The organism is Paenibacillus naphthalenovorans (assembly GCF_900099895.1).
In the GTDB taxonomy this organism is placed as follows: Bacteria; Bacillota; Bacilli; order Paenibacillales; family NBRC-103111; genus Paenibacillus_G; species Paenibacillus_G naphthalenovorans.
Genome location: NZ_FNDY01000032.1, coordinates 23,295 through 45,460, shown reverse-complemented (window position 1 = coordinate 45,460; position 22,166 = coordinate 23,295). Strand labels below are relative to the sequence as shown.

The window sequence follows — 22,166 nt, the reverse complement described above, 5'->3', positions numbered from 1 at the left end:
AAATCATAGTTTCCGGCGTTGTCCAATTTTTATTTCGTTGTGATCATCCCGTTTACCCGAACCAGACTTCGGCTTTCCTCCGCATAGAGCTTTCTGGTCAGGAAGAAGGTCAAGATAAAGACCAGCATTCCGCCTCCGACCACTCCGGGCCAACGGTTTAGATGCCAAAACCAGCCCAAATAAAAACTTCCCAGGCCGCCGCCCAAATAATAAAAGAATAAGTACAGACTGGCCGCGCTTGCTTTGGCAAAGGCCGCCCGGGAATTTACCCAGCTTGCCGAGGCGGAATGGGAAAAGAAAAATCCGAAGCACTGCAGAACCAGGCCGATCAGGATAACCGGAAGCCAACCGACAAGCGTAAGCAGAAGACCCGAGGCAAAGATCAGGATACCTGCCATCATACAGCGGCTTTTGCCCCAGCGGTCGGACAATCTTCCGGACACCGCGGAACCCAGGCTGCCGGCCGCATAGGCCAGAAAGAGCATGCCCAACTGGGAAGGACTCAGATGAAAGGGCTCCTCGCTAAGCAGGAAAGTAAGATAATTAAACGAACCGATAAACACAAAAAAATGCAGGCCTCCGATCAGCATTCCGATGCTCAGCGTCGGGTTTTTCAGATGATTGATCATAGCCAACGCGGCACTGCGCCATTGCAGAGGCGAAGGCTTAAAATTGCGGGAACGGGGAAGCAAGAACACAAACGCGACAAATAAAGCCACCGACAAGAATCCTATCATGGCAAAGGACGAGCGCCATCCCCAATGCTCTGCGATCACTCCGCTCAGAATCCTTCCGCTCATTCCTCCAAGGCTGTTCGCCGCGATATAAAGACCCATGGAAACACTTAATGCTTTGGGTGAAAATTCTTCACTCATATAGGCCATCGCCAAAGCCGGAAGCCCTGCAAGAAACAAGCCCTGTACGGCGCGCAGGATGAGGAGAACCGAGTAATCGCTGACGTAGGCCGTCAGAACCGTGGAGACGACCCCTCCTGCCATGCACCAGACCATGATCGGTTTTCTTCCAACCGCATCGGATACGGGCCCGTAAATCAGCAAAGCCACACTGATACAAAATACCACCACCGAAAGCGATAAGCTTGACATAAATTCGCTTAATCCAAATTCAACAACGAATAAGGGCAACAGCGGCTGCGTCAAATAAACGATCGCAAATACCAGGAAGGACCCCAGGCTTAGCGCCGCCGTAGCTCTCCAATATTCTCCTGTACCATAATTCATCAACGTAAACTCCTTTACATGACTGTTCTACAGATGATACCATGATGACATACTATTAATAAAATATATTAATTTCATCATTTCCATAACTATTAGGAATAGTGTATTCCGCAAAGGAGAGCCATGGATGGATTTTAAAAAGCTGCAGTATTTTGTAGAGATTGCGAATTCCGGCAGTTTTACCAAAGCTGCCGAGAAGCTGCTGGTTGCCCAGCCGGCGATCAGCAAATCGATTCATAAACTGGAGGAGGAATTGCATCTCACCCTGTTCGACCGTTCGGAAAAGGCAGTGGCTCTAACCCCGGAAGGCCGCGCGCTGCTTATTCACGCCCGGGCCATTCTCAGCCGTGTAGAAGAAGCCCGTAAAGAAATGGAGGAATTAAGAGGACTCGAGAAAGGGGAAATCCGCATCGGTCTCCCCTCCATGTTTGGCAGTTATTATTTTCCCCAGATCATTAAGGAATTTAAAAAGAAATATCCTGCTCTCACCATCAGCGTAGTAGAAGCAGGAACGCTGGAAGTTCAAAAGCTGTTGGATCGTAAAGAGGTGGACATTGGAATTAGTGTTCTCGGCGACCACCAGCAGGAGCATCACGAGGTCATCCCTTTGTTAAGGGAGGAAATGGTGGTTTGTCTGCCGGCCGGTCATCCTCTGGCGGAGCGTTCGTCCTTGCGCCTTCAGGAGATTTTGAGCGAGCCCCTGGTTTTATTCAAAGAAGGTTATCTCCAGCGTGAATTGATTATGGAAGCAAGCCGATATGCCGCGAGCCCACCGAATATCACCTTCTCAACCAATCAATTGTCCCTGATCAAATCTCTGGTATCCGAGGGCTTTGGAATCACTTTGTTTTTGCGTATGGTCATTAAGCACGACGATCAATCTCTGGTTCCCGTCTCACTCGATCCGCCGGTATATCTGCATTTGGGGGCTTCATGGAACAAGGATACGTACTTATCGAAAGCATGCCAAACCTTTATGAACTTTCTCAAGCAGTGGTTATAAAGGCGAAAAATAAAAACAGAAGCACCAGCTGTGCCTCTGTTTTTTACCGATTACAATGTCTTAAGCCGGCGGCAAATTTCCTGAACCACTTCGGTCGTCGACGATGTGCCCCCGATATCCGGAGTTTTGATGCCATCCTGAATGACGCTTTCCATAACTTCAAGCATTTTGCGTCCGGCCTCGACTTCGCCCAAGTGATCCAGCATCATCTTCGCCGTCCAGATTTGACCTATGGGGTTAGCAATCCCCTTGCCGACAATATCGGGTGCGGAACCGTGTACGGGCTCGAACATGGATGGATATTTCCCGTTGATGTTAATATTGGCTGCCGGCGCGATGCCGATGCTGCCCATGATGGCCGCTCCCAGATCGGTGAGAATATCCCCGAACAGATTGCTTGCGACAATGACATCGAACGTGTGCGGGCGGGTGACAAAGAATGCCGCCAAGGCATCAATATGGCAGGATGACGTCTCGATGCCGGGATAATCCTTCCTTACTTCGTTAAACACGTCGTCCCAGAACGGCATCGAATGCACGATGCCATTGGATTTGGTTGCGCTGGTGACACGGCCTTTTCTTTGCTCAGCCAATTTGAAGCCGTACCGAATGGCCCGTTCCGTTCCTTTTCTGGTAAAGACGGCGCCTTGAATGGCTACCTCGTCCTCTCCTTTATGAATCCGTCCGCCGATCTCACTGTATTCTCCCTCGCTGTTTTCCCTCACCACGATCAGATCGAAATCGTTCGGAGAGTGTAAGGGGGATTGAATTCCCTTTATATATTTGGCGGGGCGGATATTGATGACCTGCTCGAATTCACGGCGGATTTTGATCAACAACCCCCAAAGGGACACGTGATCCGGAACCCTCTGCGGATCCCCCACCGCTCCGAGAAATACGGCAGTATAATTTTGCAGGATTTGAATCCCGTTATCAGGCATCATTTTCCCGTGTTCCAAGTAATAATCGCAGCTCCATGGATAGCTGGTAAAATTAAATTTCAAGCCCCCGTGAACTTCCGCTACCGTGTTTAACACTTCCAACGACGCGGGGACAACCTCCTTGCCGATGCCGTCGCCTGGAATCACCGCTATATCGTATATGTTCATGTGTTATCTCCTCCAGTTCCCTACTTGGGGCTTATCATTTGAAGCAGCCCCGTTAAATCAGCCATTTCATAATCCGGGCTGTAGCGGGGGTCAAGCGTATAATCATTCAGCCGGTTGGACCAGGCGCAGGTAAGCCCCGCTGATTTGGCTCCCATCACATCAAACAACGAGCCCGCAACATGCAATAATTCCCTTCTATCCAATCCGAGACGGGTAAACGGAAGCTGATAAATTTTGGGGCTTGGTTTATATGCTTCGGCCTGATCGGAAGAAAAAATGTAATCAAAATGAATGCCGATCTCCTCTTGAAGCGCTTGCAGCATCGCTTCCGTTCCGTTGGACAAAATGGCGATGGCGTAGCCTCTATTTTGGATTTCGGACAGGACCTCCGCCGCCTCCGGCCAAAGGCGCAGTCTCGTCCAAGCCAGTAACAATCGTTCTCTCGCTTCATCGGCCAGCTGAATGCCGAAACGCTTGGCTGTGTAGTCCAATGCGCGGAGGGTGATGGTATCATAGCTTAAATATCCCGTATCCAACGAATTGTTAAGCAATAAATAATCCCACTGCCGGGTACGCCACGTCCGAAAAAACGCCGTCGTATCAAGCTTATTTGAACCAATTTCCTTTGTGAGCTCGGGAATCAGACTCCCTTCAATATTAGCCAAAGCCGAGTATACATCGAAAGAAATCAACCGATAGGACATTGATTTATCCTCCTCTCTCTAAATTTGTAGACTGTCGACAGTAAACAATTATAGTATAACAGATCCGATTTGATTTATGAATCTTTTTTTGAATCGGATCGTGTTTTTTTTAAAGCGGTCCGCCGGAATGCCCGAGAACTTGAATCAAATGCTGATAATCGGCCGTCAAGTGGCGTATCATGGCGCTTGACGCTTCTTCTTCGTTACGCTGCTTCATATACTCATAGATTTCCGCGTGCTGGTTATAAATCGTCCAATCGCGGGCTTCGCCCTGGAAATTCATGATCCGGTATAGAAACATCAAGGATCTCAAGTCGTTTAATTGTTTTTGTAAACGGTCATTCCGGCTGAACCGGATAATCAGATGATGGTATTGTTCGTTTAACCGGATCACTTCGTCCTTATCGTATCCATGGGGCTGTTCAATTTTTGATTTGGTTAACCTCAGCGTCTCTTCGATCTGCTTCAATTCCTCATCCGTCGCTTTTTGAACAGCCACACGGACAGCAAGCGCCTCAAGCGCCATACGGCATTGATAAATATCCTCAACGTCCTTTACCGTCGGCTTATAAACGATGATCCGCGATTTGTCGTCAATGATGACCAACCCTTCTTTTTCCAGGGCCCGGATCGCTTCCCGGATGGGACTTCTGCTGACATTCATTTCCTTGGCCAGCCTGGACTCCACAATTCGGTCTCCCGGTTTGTATATACCGTCAAAAATCATTTTTTTGATCGCATGGTACAGTTGATCATAATAGGGCATGGGCTTCTCGACGGAATAGGACTCCATTCATTTCACCTTCTTTTTCTGTCGGCATCAGTATAGGTATAAATGTAATGAATGCCCTCAGCGAAGTCAATGTCTGAATCCCATGAACCTCCCGGCTTCGCATGCTCAGGAGCCCTTAAACCCGGAATTTCGTTAAAGCCGCCTCCAATGAATCGGACAAGCTCTCAAGCTTCTCGGACAACCTGACGAGTTCCTCGCTGATATGGGTCTGCCCATGACTGAGTGAAGCGACCTCTTCCGTCGTTGCCGACGACTGCTCTGCTACAGCACTGACATTATGAATCGCAGCGCTGAGCGCGTATTGCGATTCATCCAATCGGTTGATCGATAAAGATACGTCCGTCAGCTTCTGAACAAAGCCGTCCATGTGCTCCTGCACCTGATTGAACAGCGTATCCGCTTCCTTGACGGATGCGATCTGTTCTTGGAACAACGGATAAGCGGTCGACAGCACCGATACCGTCTCATCGATTTCGCTTTGAATCGTCTCGATAATCTGCCCTACCACGTCGATGGATTGTTTGGATTGATCCGCCAGCTTGCGGATTTCGTCAGCCACGACCATGAATCCCTTGCCTGCGGCTCCGGCTCTTGCCGCTTCAATCGCAGCATTGAGCGACAAGATGTTGGTTTGCTTGGTTACATTATGTAATACATCCAATATTTTTCGAATGGAACGCGTGCTTTCCTTTAAATGATCCACTTTTTCAATCAGGGAACGAGTCATTTGTTCGGTAGAGTTCGTCTTGGAGATCAGCTCGACCATATATTCCGTTCCTTGTTTACTAGCTTGCTGCACCTGTGTCGCTGAGTTGACCATATCTTTATTAACCTCAACAACCTGCTCCATTTGCTTGCCGATCGTTTGCATGATGTCGCTTCCGCGTTCGGCCTCGACCGCTAAGCTGCCGGCTCCACCGGCGATTTCTTCTGTAGCCACGGCAATTTCTTTGGCCGATGCCGCCGTTTTCCTGGCAGCCTCTGAAAGTTCGCTTGAGGTGGACAACACCTCTTGGGCGGAGCGATTCGTTTGCTGGACCAATAACGTGATTTGTTCCATCATCTGGTTAAAGCTTTGTGCAAGCTCGCCGATTTCATCCCGGCTGTTCACTGTACAGCGAACGACAAGATTTCCCCGTTCCCCTTCCTTCATCAGGTTTCGGAGTTCGACCAACGGACGGGCAATGATCCGAACAACCAGATACCCGATGCCGCAAGCCACCAATGCCGCAATCAATGTCATCAAAACCGTTATTCCGGAGATTTTTTTGGTTTCCGCCAACAATTCATTCATCGGAACGCTTCCAAGCGTATACCAGCCTGTTTTTGACGACTGCTGATATACAACGAGCTGACTTTCGCCCGACGGATCAACCACAATATCGGAATATTGAGCCTGATCCAAATTGACGGCCACCTTGGAACCGGAACCTACAAGCTCTTCATTAGGATCATACACCATTCGGTGATCCGGGCTGACAATCGCAGCGAATCCGGTTTCCCCCATCTTCACGTCATTCATTTCATTCTGAAATACGCTGTACTTGTATTCAAACAGCACTATCGCATGATCCTGACCGCCTGAAATATCCGGCAGGATACCGGCTAGCGCAAAGGATTTCACCCCTTGTGTTCCGAAAAAACCGTCGTTTCGGGTTTCCAGCCAAACCGGAACGCCCTCAGCGGCAGACGATACTTTTTTAAACCAATCCGTATCGGTAACCTCCGTATTCGGCGGGTTCCCTGTTGTAACGATCGCTTTTCCGTTCTTGTCAAGCAGACTGATGGCATACATCGTATCGGCGTTGGATAAAGCGGATATCTGTGCTATGATTTGGCTGCCGATTTCCATCTGATCGAAAGAACCTTCAGGCGCCGAATAATACTTGAGAATGAGTAATTTTAAATCGCTGTCGGACAATGCCTGTTTGAAAATATCCTCAAACGAATTGTACAAAATATCGAGCTTGCGGCTGGTTTGAACAATCGTCTGTAACGACGCATCCGCTACCTTTTCCTGAATCACGTTTTTGGAAATAAAATAGGATGACGCTCCCATGGCGACAACCAAAACGACAACGCTGGCAAAAAAAATCAAAAACAATTTCATACCGACCGATTTCATCGGGTTTTTCTTCGTTATAACGAACGTCTGCTTACGGTTATTCCGATCCAATGAGATGAGTGAACTCCATGCTTTTTTGAACATTAGGCACCATCCTGTTTAACTCAAAAAAAATGGGAATTCAACCTTCTTGAGATGGTTAAATCAATTGGATAACCAAGTCCTTCAGGTAGCGAATTCCCTTTTTTTGAAGTTTATTATATTTGTGCAGATCTATCCGGAAATATCCACCTCAGAACCGACCGCGGCTTTTACCCGTTGTTTGGTACGCCGGATCAGGATCAGCGAAACAAAGAGAAGTACGAACGCCATGATCAGAATGCTCAACGATATCGGACGTGTAAAGAAAATGGAGAAATCGCCTGACGACATCGACATGGATTGAACAAAGGACTGCTCGAACATCGGCCCAAGAATAAAGCATAAGATCAGAGGAACCACCGGCCAACGGTATTTTTGCAAGAAGTATCCGACTGCGCCGAAAACTAATGCCATGAACACATCGAACAAACTGTTTCTTACCGTATAAGCCCCAATAATACTTAATACGAGGATAACAGGAGCCATCACACCGTATGGTACGGTAGTCAGTTTTGCCCATAATCCAACTAACGGCAAATTGAGTACAAGCAGCATCACATTACCGATAAACATACTCGCGATAATCGTCCAAACGAAGCCTCCGCTTTGTTCGAACAAAACCGGCCCCGGCTGAAGTCCGTAGATCATCAAGCCGGCGAGCAGAACGGCAAGCGGCGGAGAACTGGGAATACCCAGAGCAAAAAGCGGGATAAAGCCGGAAGAGCTGGTCGCATTGTTGGCCGACTCCGGTGCTGCCACCCCTTCAATCGCCCCTTTGCCGAATTGTTCCGGGTGCTTGGACACTTTCTTTTCTACGTCATAAGCCAGAAAGGTCGTAACCGCAGTGGAGCATCCGGGTAATAAGCCGAGGACAAAACCGATAAATCCTCCCCGGAACATCGCTTTGTAACTTTTCTTCAGGTCCGCAAAACTCGGATATACGCTGCCGATTTTGCCCGGAGCAATGGCGCCGCTCCTTTCTTCCATCCCCTTAATGACCTCGGTGATGGCGAATAGCCCGATAATGACGCTGATCATATCAATGCCAGCCGATAACGTATCGCTTCCAAACGTAAACCGCATCTGACCTCCGGAAGGCCCCATTCCCCCCATGGAGAACAAATAACCGAAGAGTCCCATGATTAATCCCTTAATAATGGAATTGCCCGCCAAGTTTACAATGACCGTAAGCGCCAACAACATCAATGCAAAATATTCCGGCGGACCGAACTTTAACGCCTGGTCTGCAAGGATCGGAGCAAAGAAGACAAGTCCGATCACCCCCATGGTTCCGGCCACGAAAGAACCGATTGCAGCGATGCCGAGCGCCGGACCGCCTTTTCCCTGCTTGGCCAGCGGATAACCGTCCAAACAGGTCGGCACCGATGAAACCTCTCCTGGAATGTTAAGCAGAATCGCCGTCGTTGAGCCGCCATACATGGCTCCATAATAGATTCCCGCTAACATGATAATTCCTTCTACCGGGCCGAGCACCGTTGTTAAAGGCAGCAAAATGGCGATGGCGGAAGTAGGTCCGAGACCCGGCAGCATCCCGACTAACGTTCCTACAAGTGCGCCCAATATGGCCATCGCAAGGTTAAGGGGTGTAACCGCTTCTGCAAATCCGTGTAAAAGCATGTTTAATGCTTCCATTGTTCATGTTTCACCCCTTCTTTATATATTGAATATTCCCGTCGGGAATGGCATTCCGAGCCAAAAAATGAAAAGGAAATAAAAAATCGTAGTTAAAATCGTTGCGTAAATCGCCGATTTGGCCAAACTGAAAAAACCAAGCACTTTAAACAAACCGATAGAAACCAATAAAGTACTGATCACATAGCCCAAATATTGAATGGCAAACCAATAAGCGAACAATAAACCTAAGGCGAGAAGCATGCTTTTCATGATCACACGGTCCGGAAATTCTACCTTAAAGCTTTCACCCTTTACAAAGAAAACCAACAGCAGACCTAACAAGATTAATGCGCCGCCAACAATCCCCGGCATCGTATGATCCCCGACGAATGTATCCATTCGTGCCGGAAACAAGCGAATTGCTTCCGACATTGCGATGCTCCCGAATATAATGCTGATGATGCCCCCAACACGATCAGACAGCATGTACTCTCCCCCTTCTGTTTGGATTTGACCCGTTACCTTGCAATCTCCTCCTTCTGTCGGTTTACCAACAAAAGGAGGAGATTGTTTTTCCTATCGATTACTTGATGAGTCCCTTATCTTTTACAATTTTCGTGAAGAGTTCCGTTTCTTCTTTTACGTATTTTTCATAATCAGCAGCATTCAAATATGCGCCTTGAACGCTCATCGACTTCAGCTTTTCCTGGAACGCAGGGTCCTGCTGCATTTTTTCAATGGTGGTTTCCCATTTCTTCACAACATAATCCGGAACGCCTTTCGGCATAGCAACCCCTACCCAGAACGATGCGGTGATTCCCTTTATCCCTTTTTCCTCCATAGTCGGAGCATCCGGGAAGAATTCGCTGCGTTTATCCGAGGCGATAGCCAGTATTTTCAGCTTGCCTGCCTTAACCAGATTATTGACTTCACTTACCCCTTGAACGCCAAGGGTGATGTGCCCGCCGGCAACCTTGGGAAGCGCATCGCCGGCGCCATTGGTGACGATCAGCTTAGCTTTGGAAAAATCTCCGCCGATGCTATCCAGCCACTGGATGACGCCGAAGGTTGCGATGGCCGTAGGACCATTGCTTGCAAAGGTAAGCTTGTCCGGATTTTTCTTGACCCAGTCATTCAGCTCTTCAATTGTGTTCCAGGGAGCGTCGGCCTTCACGACAAAAGCCAGCGGGTCATTGGTCGTTTTCGCAATAAACTGATAATCATCAATTGTGAACGGCAAGTTCGGAACACCTGCCAATAATCCCGTTACAGCGGAAACGCTCTGAGTCACTACGGAATATCCGTCCTTCGATCCTTGCTTCAAAACCGCTTGAGTGCCTGTTGCACCACCTGCACCCGGTTTGTTAACGACAATCACCGGCTGGCCCCATTCCTTGCTCAAATAATCACTCATGGCTCTTGCGAAAATATCCGTTCCGCCGCCAGCCGCAAAGGGTACGGTGATTTCAATTTGCTTCGTTGGGTATTTCGGTTCTTCTTTAACAGGTGCAGCAGCACCACCGCCCGAAGGGCCTTTCGAGGCTGGGGCCGAGCCGCACCCGGCTACAGCTACCGCCAATAAAGCCGTTGCCAGAATACCGCCAAACGATTTTTTCTTCACATGGAATTCCCCCTATACATTTTATAAAGAAAATCGCTTACAGTAAGCGTTTTCAGTTATAGACTCATCATAGTGGGATTAAAGAAAGAATACAATCTTTCGACCATATTGGTTCTTTTGGTCATTTTGGTCTTTGTGTCCTATTTGTTCAAAAGCCGGTTCTCATTGGATTCTTTTCGAAATAACGACTTTCTATTTATAAAAAATAACGTTGGAAAATGAAAGGATTGCTCTATTCATTGATGCGTAATTTTTGCTTTGGATGAAATGAAGTCCAACGGTTCATAATAAATCCGGTAAATGAAATAATCTTCACATAAATGGATAGACAATAAATTTTTTAGGTGAGATGCTATGTTCAAATTTTGGAAAAGGGCTGCGGGCAGAAACGTTCATGAGCAACCTGACGATCTTCAGGAAACGGTTCTAACCATCGATGCCTTAAGACAAATGCTGGCTAACATGTATGATGCTGAATTCATTGAACGGCAAACAACCCGAGACCAGAAGGTAGATATTGTATACATAAGAACGTTGATCGACCAAGGGCGTTTGAATGAAGCCATTATCGAACCGATCTATCGCTGTTCCCAGGAGACGGTCTATGATTGTATTGCAGACATCAATGCGTCGGCTGTAGGTACGTTACTCGAGGCGCATGATCTGCTTTTACAAGGTTTCGTCCTTGTACATGATTCATCCATTAATCAATGGTGGTCTGTTCCTCTTCAGAATCCGTTAAGTCGAGCTATAGAGCCTTCGGAGACGGAAACCATTATCTATGGTCCAAAAGATAGCTTCAGCGAACAGATAGAGCAAAATATCACCATGATTCGCAGACGCATGCCCATAGCAAAACTAAAGACAGAGATGTTTTCCATAGGTTATCTAACTAAAACAAAGATCGTTATGATCTATGTTGAAGGTTTGACCAATCCTGAATTTATTTCCACTACAAGAAGCAAATTATCCAATATCGATTTTGATTTGATCCTTGAGTCATCCAACGTGACCGCTTTCATGGATGATCATACGCACAGCGTCTTTCCGCAGTATATGCAAACCGACAGGCCGGATGCATGCGCTTATTCTTTAGGGCTTGGCAAATTGATTATCCTGGTAGACAATACACCGTTTGCGATTATCGCGCCCATTACTTTTTTTCATCTTTTTCAATCCCCCGAGGATTATATCAACCGCTGGATGGTGGCCAGCTTTTTTCGGTGCATCCGATATTTGAGCTTTTTTCTAGCCATCACATTGATCCCGCTCTATGTGGCGTTATCTACCCATCATTATCAGATGCTGCCGCTGCAAATTCTTTTCGTTCTGCTGGAGTCCAGAAGTAAATTGCCGTTTACACCTTTTTGGGAATCATTTCTGATGCTGATCACCCTGGAGATCATCAAAGAGGCCAGTTTGCGGATGCCGACGAAATCGGGTCAGACCTTGGGAGTCATTGGAGGTATCGTGATAGGACAAGCCGCAGTACAAGCGGGATTCGCCAGTAAAGTGTTAATCGTGTTAGTCGGGATTTCGTCGATTGCTTCTTTTTTGGTTCCCAATTATCTGATGACCAAATCAAACACGCTCATCCAGTTTATTTTACTTGTGCTTTCAGCTTTTCTCGGGATTTTTGGAATAGCGATAGGGTTCATCGCATTACTTATCCATCTGAATGGGCTTACTTCACTTAAACAACCTTACTTTTCACCTGTAGCTCCATTTCACGCGGGAGAATGGATGGATCTTTTTATTCGAGGGCCCTTGCCATATATGAAAACCCGTCCTGATTCGTTGAAGCCTTTGGATAAACGGCGATATTGGCGGAGGAGATGATCATTTGAGAGAATTTTCCATATTTGAAAAATCGTCCGCCAATGGCGGTATATATGCCATGCTTATCGTAAACCGGTTGCAGCTGCTTTACTTTGCTTTAATGCTTCCCATGTATTTGATTCATTCCTATATGATTTGGGGGATCATTGTCATGGGGATATTATCACAAATCAATCTGACCCTTCTTTCCAAATGGTTCTCCTCGGATACGTCTCCAAAGGATTATCACGGCTTTGTTCAGCTTTTTGGCGAACGGACGGTTCGTATGTTTGCTTTGGTCGGCTGGGTTCTCATTCTAGTCAAAATTACGGTGATCACACTGAGTTATGTGGAAGTGATCCATTATTTCGTTTTCCCCTCTATGAACATATATTGGTTGATATTATTTGCTTTTTCCATTAGCTGCTATTTAGCCGTTACGGGAATGGAAAAAGTAATACGATTTGTTGTGATCACTTTTCTAGCTTCATTTTGGATCATTTTATTTTTTGTTCCTTTTTTCATACCGCCGGTTGCTTCGCTTTACGATCTATATCCCCTCATACCGACAAACTGGTCCATGGACTCCTGGAAAGGCTTGTTGTTCATATGGTCGGCTTTGTCAGGTCCCGAATACTTGGTTTGTTTGCTTCCATGGCTGGACAAAGGCCCTAAGCTGTTTAGATATGTATTCGCCGCGAATGCGCTTTCCGTTCTGGAATATGTCATTATATTTGCAGCCGCTTTATTTTTTTATGGCTCCAATTATTTGAGCAAAAGTGAGTTTCCGGTAGTGAATATGATCCGTTATCTGGAATCCCCTGTGTTTGAGCGGATCGATATGATTTTGATTTCCTTTAACCTCTTTCATTTCGTATTCGTCGCTGCCATCTTTATTCTCTTTTTTTACGGAGCTACCCGAATCATGCTCGGGAAGCAGGATAAGCCGCCTACCCGAACGGGCTTTTATGCTAGTTGTATTTTCATTTGTCTATGTTTGCTCATCGCCAATGTGTCATTCTGGCAGGAAGGAATCGAGCATAGCATCGGACTCATCCTGGAGGTATGCTTGAGTGCATTATCCTACTTACTGGTTCCGGCCATCCTTGTGGTTGCCGGCAAATTAAAGGGGCGTGTCTAAGTATGATTTGGATCAAGAGGTGTTTGCTAATAGCCCTTTTGTTCACAACGGGATGTTCACCGTTTGTAGAGAACAATACGATTGAAGAAATAGCCCCTGTGGTTTTTTGGTCTTTCAATGAAGGTGAAGAAGGAATGCTAAAAATCAGTACATTGGTTCCTCCGTTAATCAATGAAAAAAAGCGTCTGCTGAGTAAGCAGGTGAAACTGCTCAAGCAAGGGGGAAAGGAATTTAATTTAATTTATTATCGGGAGTTTAAATCCGGTCAGCTTCGGATGGTATTAATCAATAAAAATCTTGCCAAAAAAGGAACCCTCACCCTTATAGATACATTGTTAAACGATCCCGATATTTCTCAACGCCTTTATGTGGCCGTAGTAGAGGGAAGTTTTGAAGACTACATCAAGGGCCAGATAAGCAAGCAAGCCCACCTTGATTTTTTTCTTTATCGCATGTTCAAGCATTACGAGAATAGGCATCAAGGTGAAATGAGCATCGTGAATTTACATGAATTCAAAAATCGACTGTACTCTCCCTACACGGATCCTTTCCTGCCTGTATTCAAGGTTGGTAAAGACAATTTCATATATAAAGGAACAGCTTTTTTTCAAGAGGACAAACTTGTAGGAAGCATCGACAAGCTAAATGATCAAATTTTTCAATTGATCAGCAACGATTATTACCTCAAAAACCTTTCTATACCCGATTTAGCTGTAAGTATAGGTCAGGTTCGCTCCAAAACACAAATTCATTTTAATAAGGATTTCTCGGCCATGTCCATCCAGGTGAATCTGCAAGGAAGAATCGAAGAATACCGCGGGGACAAAAATATGTCTATAACGGAAGACTATTTGAGCCTTAATGAAGAGATAGAGACTTTTTTGGAAAAGCATACGATCATGTTTCTGAATAAATTACAAAAATGGAATGTTGACCCTATAGGGGTGGGGAAACTTACCCTTCGTCCCTTTTCCCGGCCTATAAGCAATAAAGAGTGGTCTTCTTATTGGCCCAGAATGAAGATTAACGTCGAATATCGGATCGATTTTCAACCCATAAAGAGAATGAACCGCTAATTACAGCCTTGGAGTGCCAAGGTGCAAAAAAAGGATGGCATTTTGGCCGAAATTTGATAAGATAGTTGAGGTGTTTGTACATTAACCTGGACCGTCAAGGAGTGTATTGTTTTGAAGCAACCTAAACAAATCGGGGTTCATGAGCGCCTTCCGCTGCTGCAGAGCTTGCCGCTCAGTCTCCAGCATTTATTCGCCATGTTCGGCGCAACCGTGCTTGTCCCCTTCCTGTTTGAAGTGGACCCGGCCACGATACTGCTGATGAACGGAATCGGAACATTGCTGTATCTTTGGCTTTGCAAAGGGAAAATACCGGCCTATCTCGGCTCCAGTTTTGCCTATTTGTCTCCTGTATTTGCTGTTTTGTCAGCGGGGCTGCCTTATGAAGCGGCTCTTGGAGGATTTATTGCATCCGGGATTATTTTCACCTTGGTTGCTTTATTGATCAGCAGAGTGGGAACCCGCTGGTTGGACATCGTTTTTCCGCCTGCAGCCATGGGTGCCATCGTCACCGTTATCGGACTGGAGCTGGTACCGGTAGCTGCCGAAATGGCAGGCTTCATCAAACCGGCTGATGTTGCGGAATGGTCGCCTGATCCTAAAGCGATCATCGTCTCTTCCTTCACATTGCTCATTACGATTGTAGGCTCCGTTGTATTCCGGGGCTTTCTGAAGATCATTCCGATTCTTGTCGGCATTATCTGCGGCTACATTCTCGCTTGGTTTATGGGCTTTGTTCAATTTGGAGCAGTTGCGGAAGCGGATATCGTTGCAGCGCCGCACTTTTATTTCCCGCAGTTTAACCTCTCGGCCATCATCATTATTGCACCGGCCGCGCTTGTCGTTATAGCAGAGCATATTGGGCATCTGATTGTGACCGGCAACATCGTCGGAAAAGACTTATCGAAAGACCCGGGACTGGATCGTTCCTTGCTCGGCAACGGGATTTCGACGATCCTCTCCGGCTTCGTCGGCTCCACACCGAATACGACATACGGCGAGAATATCGGCGTTTTGGCCATATCCCGCGTATACTCTACTTGGGTAATTGGAGGAGCTGCGGTCATTGCCATTATTCTTTCGTTTTTCGGCAAGCTCACCGAAATCATCCGTACCATCCCCGTTCCGGTCATGGGCGGCGTATCTCTCCTCTTGTTCGGCGTCATCGCGGCCTCCGGAGTTCGAATGCTGGTCGAAACCAAAGTGGATTACTCCAAAGCCAGCAATCTGATTTTGACGAGCATTGTCCTTGTGATCGGAATCAGCGGAGCCACCCTGACGATCGGCAGTTTTTCGCTCAAAGGGATGGCGCTCGCGACTGTCCTGGCCATTCTGATCAGCCTCTTCTTTAAACTGCTGGAAAAGCTGAAGCTGATGAACGAATCAAGCGAATAAATTCCGAATAAAGAAAATACCCTGCAGCGGCAGCCATGCCTTTGCAGGGTATTTGGTATTTAAACCATATTACGAGATGGGTTCCAATCCGCCGTACTTGGATATGGCTATCACCAAATCGTGCAGAATGGGCAGAATAAATTGGGACGAGCCCAGCTTGAAGATGCCGCTGCGGTTATGCAGCACCGCTTCTCTTACATACACCCGGTAATGCTGCATGCCTGACTGAGTATTTACGGTCTCGCTTCCGACAGACTTGCTGGTGCTTAGCCGAACCGGACGGGAGCCCGCAGGGAGTTCAAACGGAGTGATGCTGATGATATCCTCCAGCATAATATGGTAATTCGCATGAGGCTTTTGAAAAATCAATTCCTTGGTGGATACCGTTAGACCGAAATCGCGCTTCTTGTGGGATAGCTTCAGGTCGCCCTCGAGCGCCTTGATCTTAATAAAGTTTTCGTTCATCGTTCCTTCCTCCTCGTATTTCTGCTGCGGAATCGCCTGAACGTATGAATAAGATACTGGATAATGCCATGAAACTAGCATACCACAAAACGGGATGTTAGTACTAACCCCAGTGGACAGTTCCTTTCGGCAAAACGGGCGAACGGCTCGTTTTGCCGAAACGACTAGATCCCGACGTGCGCATTCTACGGCTGGTGCTGCGCGACATCAATGAACGGGACCGATCCCTTCAGCCGGCATACAATTGCTTTCCATTTTGGCGGAAAAATACTTATTGTCCTAAATGATTAATGTAATTAATTTATAGACTTTCGATAGACTCGCTCCGGTCGCCCGACGTCTCCGTAGGACAGGTCCGCTCTCAGCTTATTTTCGACAACCAGATGCTCAAGATATCGACGGGCGGTGGACCTGCTTACGCCAACCAGTTTTGCCGTTTGTTCAGCGGTTAAAGGTGCGTCGGCCTCGGCTATCGCTCCGATGATTTTATCCAGCGTAAGCTTGTCGATGCCTTTCGGAAGGGAAACGCCGACCACCTGTGCTTCTTTTTTTCCCGGGCCTTGAAGCAGGCGATCGATCTCGTCCTGACTGATATGGGCGTTTTCCCGCCGAAGCTGACGGATCGTATGGTAAAAGGTCTGGTAACGCAGCAGGGTTTCCCGCATCCGGTTAAACAGAACAGGCTTCATGATATAATCAAAAACGCCCCCACGGATCGCTTCCCGAACGGCATCTACTTCCTTGGCCGCGGTGATCATAATCACATCCGTTTGTCTGAATTCTTGTCCGATCATCCGGAGAATCTCGAGTCCGTTTGTTTCGGGAAAATAAATATCGAGCAGCACCAGATCCGGCTCCAATACCTGCAGCATTTCTACCACCTGCGTCTCATCGGTAGCCATTCCGATGACGGAGAATCCCTCGACCTTCTCGACAAAGCGCCGGTTGATTTCCGCAATGCGTTCATCGTCCTCAATAATCAGGACTTGAATCGGAAACCGTCCCTCCATCTCATTCTCCATCCAAAATCACTCCTTCGTAACGAAAGCTGTGCCTGCGGGGACTGCATTGGGGTTCCGTTTAGGAATAACGACGAAAAAAATCGTTCCGTGATCTGCGGACGGCTCATGCTGTATCGTTCCTCCAAGCCTTTGCACAGCGTGCTTCACCAAGGAAAGTCCAATGCCCCTGTGCTCGCCCTCTTTGCTGGATACTCCCCTCTCAAATATGCTGTCGGACCAATGCGGCGGGATTCCCGGCCCGTTATCTTCACATTCGATCATTAAATCATCACCCAGATCGCTCAAAAATAGGGTGACTTTTTTCTCTTCGTCGATCGAATGCTCAAGATGAGCTTCCATGGCATTGTCCGCCAGATTCCCGATGATGGTTACCAGCAGATCCTTGTCAATCCATCCGGGTACATCCCTGAAAGAACTCTCCCGGTCGATTTCAAATTGAATTTTCAACTCTTGCGCCCGGTTATATTTGCCGATGAGAAGTCCGCCAATGACCGGGTCGGGAATTTCACGCATGATGAACTGAATCAGGTTTTGATGGACGTCGGATTCTCTTGAGATCATCTCAACCGCCTCTTGATACGATTCGAGCTGAATCAAACCCGAGATGACATAAAGCTTATTGGAATATTCGTGCGTTTGCGCCCTCAGTCCTTCTGCAAATCGTTTGACCTGAGACAGCTCTTCAGCCAAACGAAACAATTCGGACTTATTCCGGAAGCTGGCCACAGCACCTATGACCTCCTGTTTCCGGTTGAAGACAGGAACTCTGTTGACTACAACCTCTTGTCCGTTGATCAGCATCATTTCGTCAAAATGGGATTGCCCCGTCCGGATGACCTCCAGCAGCCGGGTGGTCGGTACGACGTCCTGAATCGGTTTTCCCAGCAATTCTGCATCGTCCTTCAGACCAAGGATGTGCAGTGTCTGCTGGTTGGCCATGGTGATCCGCCCGCTGCTGTCTATCGCCAGCAGCGCCTCGCGGATCGATTCGAGTATCGCTTTCTTCTCCATATAAAGAGCGCCGATTTCTTCCGGCTCCAATCCGTGAATGGAACGGCGGACCCCTCTGGCGATCATCACCGCCCCAATTAGCGCAACCAGCAACGCGCCAAGAGCGATGATAAAAATCTGTCGCTGGTAGACGTCATCCCATTGATTAATATCATCGATCATAAAACCGATAGAAACGATGCCGATCACATCTCCATTGTCGGAGTGAATCGGTACTTTGCCCCGCAGCGAAGGGCCAAGCGAGCCTTCGGCTTCAGAAATGATCGACATCCCCTGCAGCACCGGCCCGTTATCTCCCCCGACCATTTCCTTGCCGATCCGGTCGGGGTACGGATGGGAATAGCGTATTCCATCTCGGTTGCCGATGACGATGAATTCAGCCCCTGTTTTGGAGCGGATGTCCTCCGCTATCGGCTGAATGACGGATGACGGATCCGGCAAGTCGAAAGCATATCTGATTTCCGGAATCGAGGCCACCGATTCGGCTACCTTTAAGGCTCTTGTGCCGATTTGATCCTTCAACAAGGAAGTCACCATATATTCAATAACGACGCTTAAAAGAACAAGCACCGTGAACAGCAGCGAACAGATGAGTACGATGAGCTTGGTTTGCAGCCTCACTTTCGTTTCGTTCTCCCTCCGCAGATCATAATATTATTAGCATACAATATTCAGCCGATGAACGAAACAAATCCCCTCACTGATGTTAAAGTCAGTGAAGGGACGGAAAAGCGGAATACGATTATCCTTCTTCGTTGACAAGCACTTTTTTGCCGCGCATCTTGAGCAGCAGAGGAATCGTAATCCAAAGAAGCGCAAGCAGAAGGAATACCAGAGAAAGCGGCTTCTGCAGGAAAATCATAAAATCGCCATTGGAGCCCGTAAGCGCCCGCCGCATATTGTTCTCGATCATTGGACCAAGAACGAGACCCAGCACCAGCGGTGCCAACGGGAAGTCATTGCGGGACAGGCAATAACCGGCTAGTCCGCATCCGACCAAGAGCATCAAATCAAATACCGACGCTTGTACGGCATAGACACCGAACACCGAAATCGCGACGATGCCCGGAATCAAATACTTCGGCGGCGTTTCGATAATTTTTGCGAACACTCTAACCAGCGGCATGTTTAAAATAAGCAGCATGAGATTACCGATAAACATACTTGCGATCAGGCCCCAAGCCACTCCGGGATGCTCTTCAAACAGCAGAGGACCCGGCTGAACATTGTACATGATTAATGCGCCCATCAGAATGGCCGTCGTTCCGGACCCCGGAATGCCCAGCGTCAGCAGCGGAATCATTGCGCCTCCGGCAGCTGCGTTATTTGCCGTTTCCGGTGCAGCTACGCCTTCAATGGCGCCTTTGCCGAATTTCTCGGGATGTTTGCTTACCTTTTTCTCCATAATATAAGAGAAAAAGGATGCCAGTGTTGCACCTGCGCCCGGCAATATGCCGATGAAAAAACCGAGCAGCGATGAACGGACCATGGGCATCGCACTGTCTTTCATGTCCTGTTTCGTCGGCAGGATACGGTTGATTTTGGCAAGAGTGCCATCGTTGGACTCCCGTTCCAAAATCGTCTTGAACACTTCTCCCAGTGCGAAAAGCCCTACAGCCACGGTCAGAAATTCCAGACCTTGATATAACACCGGAAGTTCGAACGTAAAACGTGCCACACCGGATACATTGTCTATACCGATGGTTGCGAGCAATAGTCCGAGAATCGTCATGATCATTGCCTTGGTCATCGATTTTCCGGCTAAACCGCTAACTGCACATAAGCCAAGGATCATTAATGAGAAATATTCGGCAGGCCCGAATCGAATCGCAACCGCAGACAGCGGTTGTGCCAGGAAGATCAGACCGATCAATGCGAACATCCCTGCTACGAACGAACCGATCGCCGCGATGGCTAATGCGGCTCCGGCCCGGCCTTGTTTGGCCATTTGGTAACCGTCGATGGCGGTTACGACAGATGATGACTCCCCTGGCGTATTCAGCAGTATCGAAGTCGTCGATCCTCCGTACATCGCGCCGTAATATACGCCCGCCAAAAGGATGATCGAGCTTACTGCCGCTTCATCCGGAGGCATGCCTCCTGTAATCGATGAAGTGATAGGGATCAGCAGCGCTACGCCGCTCATCGGTCCGATGCCGGGCAGAACCCCTACCGATGTGCCGATAAGAACGCCAAAGAAAGCGAAGAGCAGATTGTGCCATGCAAAAGCAGTGATAAAGCCGTCCATTAAATATTGCATTGTGCTCATAATGTTTCCCTCCTAAGGTGCCGCTCTCCTGTTATAGTCCCAGCCAAGCAGGGAATCCCGGCAGCGTACCCTGAAGCACGACGACGAATAAATAATAAACCCCGCCTGAGCAAAGCGCTGATACAATGATGGCCGAAATCCACCGGTCGCGCTTCATTGTTTGGAACCCGATGAGTAAAAATAAGAATGTACTGATGACGTACCCGATATGTTCCATAGAAAGACCGTATAAAATCGTTGCAGATAATATAATACCGAAACGCTTATAGTCAAGCTTAGGCTTTGAAGAACGATCTTGGGCAGCCGGATATTTGACGGCTTCATAAATCAATCTTGCACTAAGCAGCATTAGAATAATGCCTAAAATTAACGGAAAAATAGATGGCCCGACGTTGCTTCCGTAGGCGCTGGAAGATATGGACCGGCTGCCCAAGGCAAACGCCGCGCCAATCGCTAAAAATACAATGCCTGCCGAGCGGTCAAACGTTTTGTTCATAGGTGTTTTCCTCCCCGCACCATCCAAAAGATCGAAGAAGAGAGCAGCCGTTGATCCAGGCTGTCTCATTCTTCTTATCGATGAATTTCTTTTCTTATTTATTTCGCCATATCCAATGCGGTCAGCATCTCTTTAATAAGCGACTCCTGCTGATCCAGGAAGGCCTTAAAATCGCTGGAGTTTTTGTAGTCTTTTTCCCAGGTATTCGCTTGAAGCTCTTTATTCCAGGCTTCCGAATCGTTCAGTTCTTTCAGCTTTGCGTCCCAGTACGCAAGGGCATCCGGGCTCATCTCTTTCGGTCCGAAAATACCGCGCCAGATATTGAACTCCGCATCGATTCCCTGTTCTTTAAGCGTCGGAACATCTTTCAGAAGACCGCCCAGGCGTTCGGGAGAAGCAATGGCCAACACCCGGATTTTCCCGGCCTTCAGATATTCGCCTACACTGGAAGCATCGGTAGCGATGACGTCGGCGTTTTTACCCAGCAGCGCCGTCATGGCTTCTCCGCCTCCATCATAAGACACATATTTCACTTGTTTCGGATCGATACCGGATTTAAATGCGGGCAGTACGGCAACCAAATGATCCATGGATCCCGGTGCGGAACCGCCGGCAATCGTCACCTTCGCCGGATCGGCCTTTAACGCATCTATAACAGATTTCATATCCTGAAATTTGGAGTCGGCCGACACCACAATAGCTCCGTAGTCCTTCGTCAATTGAGCAAGCGGTGTAGTATCTTTATAGCCGAATGCGCTGTTGCCTTCCTTCTTCAAGTTGTTGATCAGGATCGGAGGAGAGCTGACGAACAGCTTGTAATTGTTTTTTACATCTTTGGTGGCATATTCCGCCATGAATACCGTTCCGCCGCCTCCCGGTTTGTTCTCCACCGTCATCGATTGGCCGATCATTTTGTTTTCGCCAAGCACTTTGACTATGGATCTCGCCGTCTTGTCCCAACCGCCGCCTGCGCCGGAAGGAGCCACCACGATGATCGGCTTTTCCGGATATTTCGATGCCGCGGGGGTTTTGGAACTGCCTTCACTTGCTTGCGGCGTGCCCGAGCCGCTTCCGCATGCAGTCAAGCTAACGGCCATTACGCCAGCCAGTACCATTTTCCAGGAAAGACGAGACAGTGTTTTTAACATCATTTTTGAGGACCTC

At 47.8% G+C, this 22,166-nt stretch carries 19 protein-coding genes; 5 read left to right on the top strand and 14 right to left on the bottom strand.

Annotated features, from left to right (window positions below; genetic code table 11):
- Positions 1–29: 29 nt before the first annotated feature.
- Positions 30–1,241, bottom strand: a complete 1,212-nt coding sequence (locus BLT35_RS21525; RefSeq protein ID WP_062408394.1) for an MFS transporter — start codon at positions 1,239–1,241, stop codon at positions 30–32.
- A gap of 127 nt (positions 1,242–1,368) precedes the next feature.
- On the opposite strand from BLT35_RS21525, the gene BLT35_RS21520 reads away from it, so the two are divergent.
- A complete protein-coding gene (locus BLT35_RS21520; RefSeq protein WP_074729701.1) occupies positions 1,369–2,244 on the top strand; it encodes a LysR family transcriptional regulator in 876 nt (291 codons plus the stop codon).
- 50 nt (positions 2,245–2,294) lie between these two features.
- Here the strand turns inward: BLT35_RS21520 and BLT35_RS21515 are convergent, their stop codons facing one another.
- The 7 genes from BLT35_RS21515 to BLT35_RS21485 form a co-directional block, all read right to left on the bottom strand.
- On the bottom strand, positions 2,295–3,353 hold the full coding sequence (locus tag BLT35_RS21515) for a tartrate dehydrogenase (protein WP_062408396.1): 1,059 nt from the start codon (positions 3,351–3,353) through the stop codon (positions 2,295–2,297).
- A gap of 20 nt (positions 3,354–3,373) precedes the next feature.
- Positions 3,374–4,057 carry a haloacid dehalogenase type II gene (locus BLT35_RS21510; RefSeq protein WP_074729700.1) on the bottom strand — a complete coding sequence of 228 codons (684 nt, stop codon included), beginning with the start codon at positions 4,055–4,057 and terminating at the stop codon, positions 3,374–3,376.
- A 109-nt stretch (positions 4,058–4,166) separates the two neighbouring features.
- Positions 4,167–4,850 carry a GntR family transcriptional regulator gene (locus BLT35_RS21505; protein ID WP_062408398.1) on the bottom strand — a complete coding sequence of 228 codons (684 nt, stop codon included), beginning with the start codon at positions 4,848–4,850 and terminating at the stop codon, positions 4,167–4,169.
- 115 nt (positions 4,851–4,965) lie between these two features.
- On the bottom strand, positions 4,966–6,975 hold the full coding sequence (locus BLT35_RS21500; RefSeq protein ID WP_062410918.1) for a methyl-accepting chemotaxis protein: 2,010 nt from the start codon (positions 6,973–6,975) through the stop codon (positions 4,966–4,968).
- A gap of 213 nt (positions 6,976–7,188) precedes the next feature.
- A complete protein-coding gene (locus BLT35_RS21495; RefSeq protein ID WP_054818413.1) occupies positions 7,189–8,709 on the bottom strand; it encodes a tripartite tricarboxylate transporter permease in 1,521 nt (506 codons plus the stop codon).
- A gap of 21 nt (positions 8,710–8,730) precedes the next feature.
- The gene (locus tag BLT35_RS21490) at positions 8,731–9,177 is read right to left on the bottom strand and encodes a tripartite tricarboxylate transporter TctB family protein (RefSeq protein ID WP_062408399.1); all 447 of its coding nucleotides are present in this window, start codon (positions 9,175–9,177) and stop codon (positions 8,731–8,733) included.
- 97 nt (positions 9,178–9,274) lie between these two features.
- Positions 9,275–10,312 (bottom strand): tripartite tricarboxylate transporter substrate binding protein, encoded by a 1,038-nt coding sequence (locus BLT35_RS21485; RefSeq protein WP_062408400.1) that lies wholly within the window; start codon positions 10,310–10,312, stop codon positions 9,275–9,277.
- 354 nt (positions 10,313–10,666) lie between these two features.
- Here BLT35_RS21485 and BLT35_RS21480 point away from each other — a divergent pair, with 354 nt between their 5' ends.
- The 4 genes from BLT35_RS21480 to uraA all read left to right on the top strand — a co-directional run bounded on the left by BLT35_RS21480 (position 10,667) and on the right by uraA (position 15,739).
- Positions 10,667–12,151 (top strand): spore germination protein, encoded by a 1,485-nt coding sequence (locus BLT35_RS21480; RefSeq protein ID WP_074729699.1) that lies wholly within the window; start codon positions 10,667–10,669, stop codon positions 12,149–12,151.
- A gap of 4 nt (positions 12,152–12,155) precedes the next feature.
- Positions 12,156–13,271 (top strand): GerAB/ArcD/ProY family transporter, encoded by a 1,116-nt coding sequence (locus tag BLT35_RS21475; protein ID WP_139170842.1) that lies wholly within the window; start codon positions 12,156–12,158, stop codon positions 13,269–13,271.
- 2 nt (positions 13,272–13,273) lie between these two features.
- Positions 13,274–14,347: a Ger(x)C family spore germination protein gene (locus tag BLT35_RS21470; RefSeq protein WP_062408402.1), complete on the top strand. Its 1,074-nt coding sequence runs from the start codon at positions 13,274–13,276 to the stop codon at positions 14,345–14,347.
- Between the two features lie 111 nt (positions 14,348–14,458).
- On the top strand, positions 14,459–15,739 hold the full coding sequence (uraA, locus tag BLT35_RS21465) for a uracil permease (protein WP_062408403.1): 1,281 nt from the start codon (positions 14,459–14,461) through the stop codon (positions 15,737–15,739).
- 69 nt (positions 15,740–15,808) lie between these two features.
- On the opposite strand, the gene BLT35_RS21460 is transcribed toward uraA, so the two are convergent.
- The 6 genes from BLT35_RS21460 to BLT35_RS21435 form a co-directional block, all read right to left on the bottom strand.
- Entirely contained in the window at positions 15,809–16,204 is a 396-nt protein-coding gene (locus BLT35_RS21460; protein WP_062408404.1) for a hypothetical protein, read from the bottom strand.
- A gap of 296 nt (positions 16,205–16,500) precedes the next feature.
- The gene (locus BLT35_RS21455; protein WP_083351371.1) at positions 16,501–17,226 is read right to left on the bottom strand and encodes a response regulator; all 726 of its coding nucleotides are present in this window, start codon (positions 17,224–17,226) and stop codon (positions 16,501–16,503) included.
- A 6-nt stretch (positions 17,227–17,232) separates the two neighbouring features.
- Entirely contained in the window at positions 17,233–18,858 is a 1,626-nt protein-coding gene (locus BLT35_RS21450) for an ATP-binding protein (RefSeq protein WP_074729698.1), read from the bottom strand.
- A 121-nt stretch (positions 18,859–18,979) separates the two neighbouring features.
- Positions 18,980–20,506 carry a tripartite tricarboxylate transporter permease gene (locus tag BLT35_RS21445; protein ID WP_062408406.1) on the bottom strand — a complete coding sequence of 509 codons (1,527 nt, stop codon included), beginning with the start codon at positions 20,504–20,506 and terminating at the stop codon, positions 18,980–18,982.
- Between the two features lie 31 nt (positions 20,507–20,537).
- On the bottom strand, positions 20,538–21,002 hold the full coding sequence (locus BLT35_RS21440; RefSeq protein ID WP_054818408.1) for a tripartite tricarboxylate transporter TctB family protein: 465 nt from the start codon (positions 21,000–21,002) through the stop codon (positions 20,538–20,540).
- A gap of 98 nt (positions 21,003–21,100) precedes the next feature.
- Positions 21,101–22,150 carry a tripartite tricarboxylate transporter substrate binding protein gene (locus BLT35_RS21435; protein ID WP_074729705.1) on the bottom strand — a complete coding sequence of 350 codons (1,050 nt, stop codon included), beginning with the start codon at positions 22,148–22,150 and terminating at the stop codon, positions 21,101–21,103.
- Between the last annotated feature and the right edge of the window lie 16 nt (positions 22,151–22,166).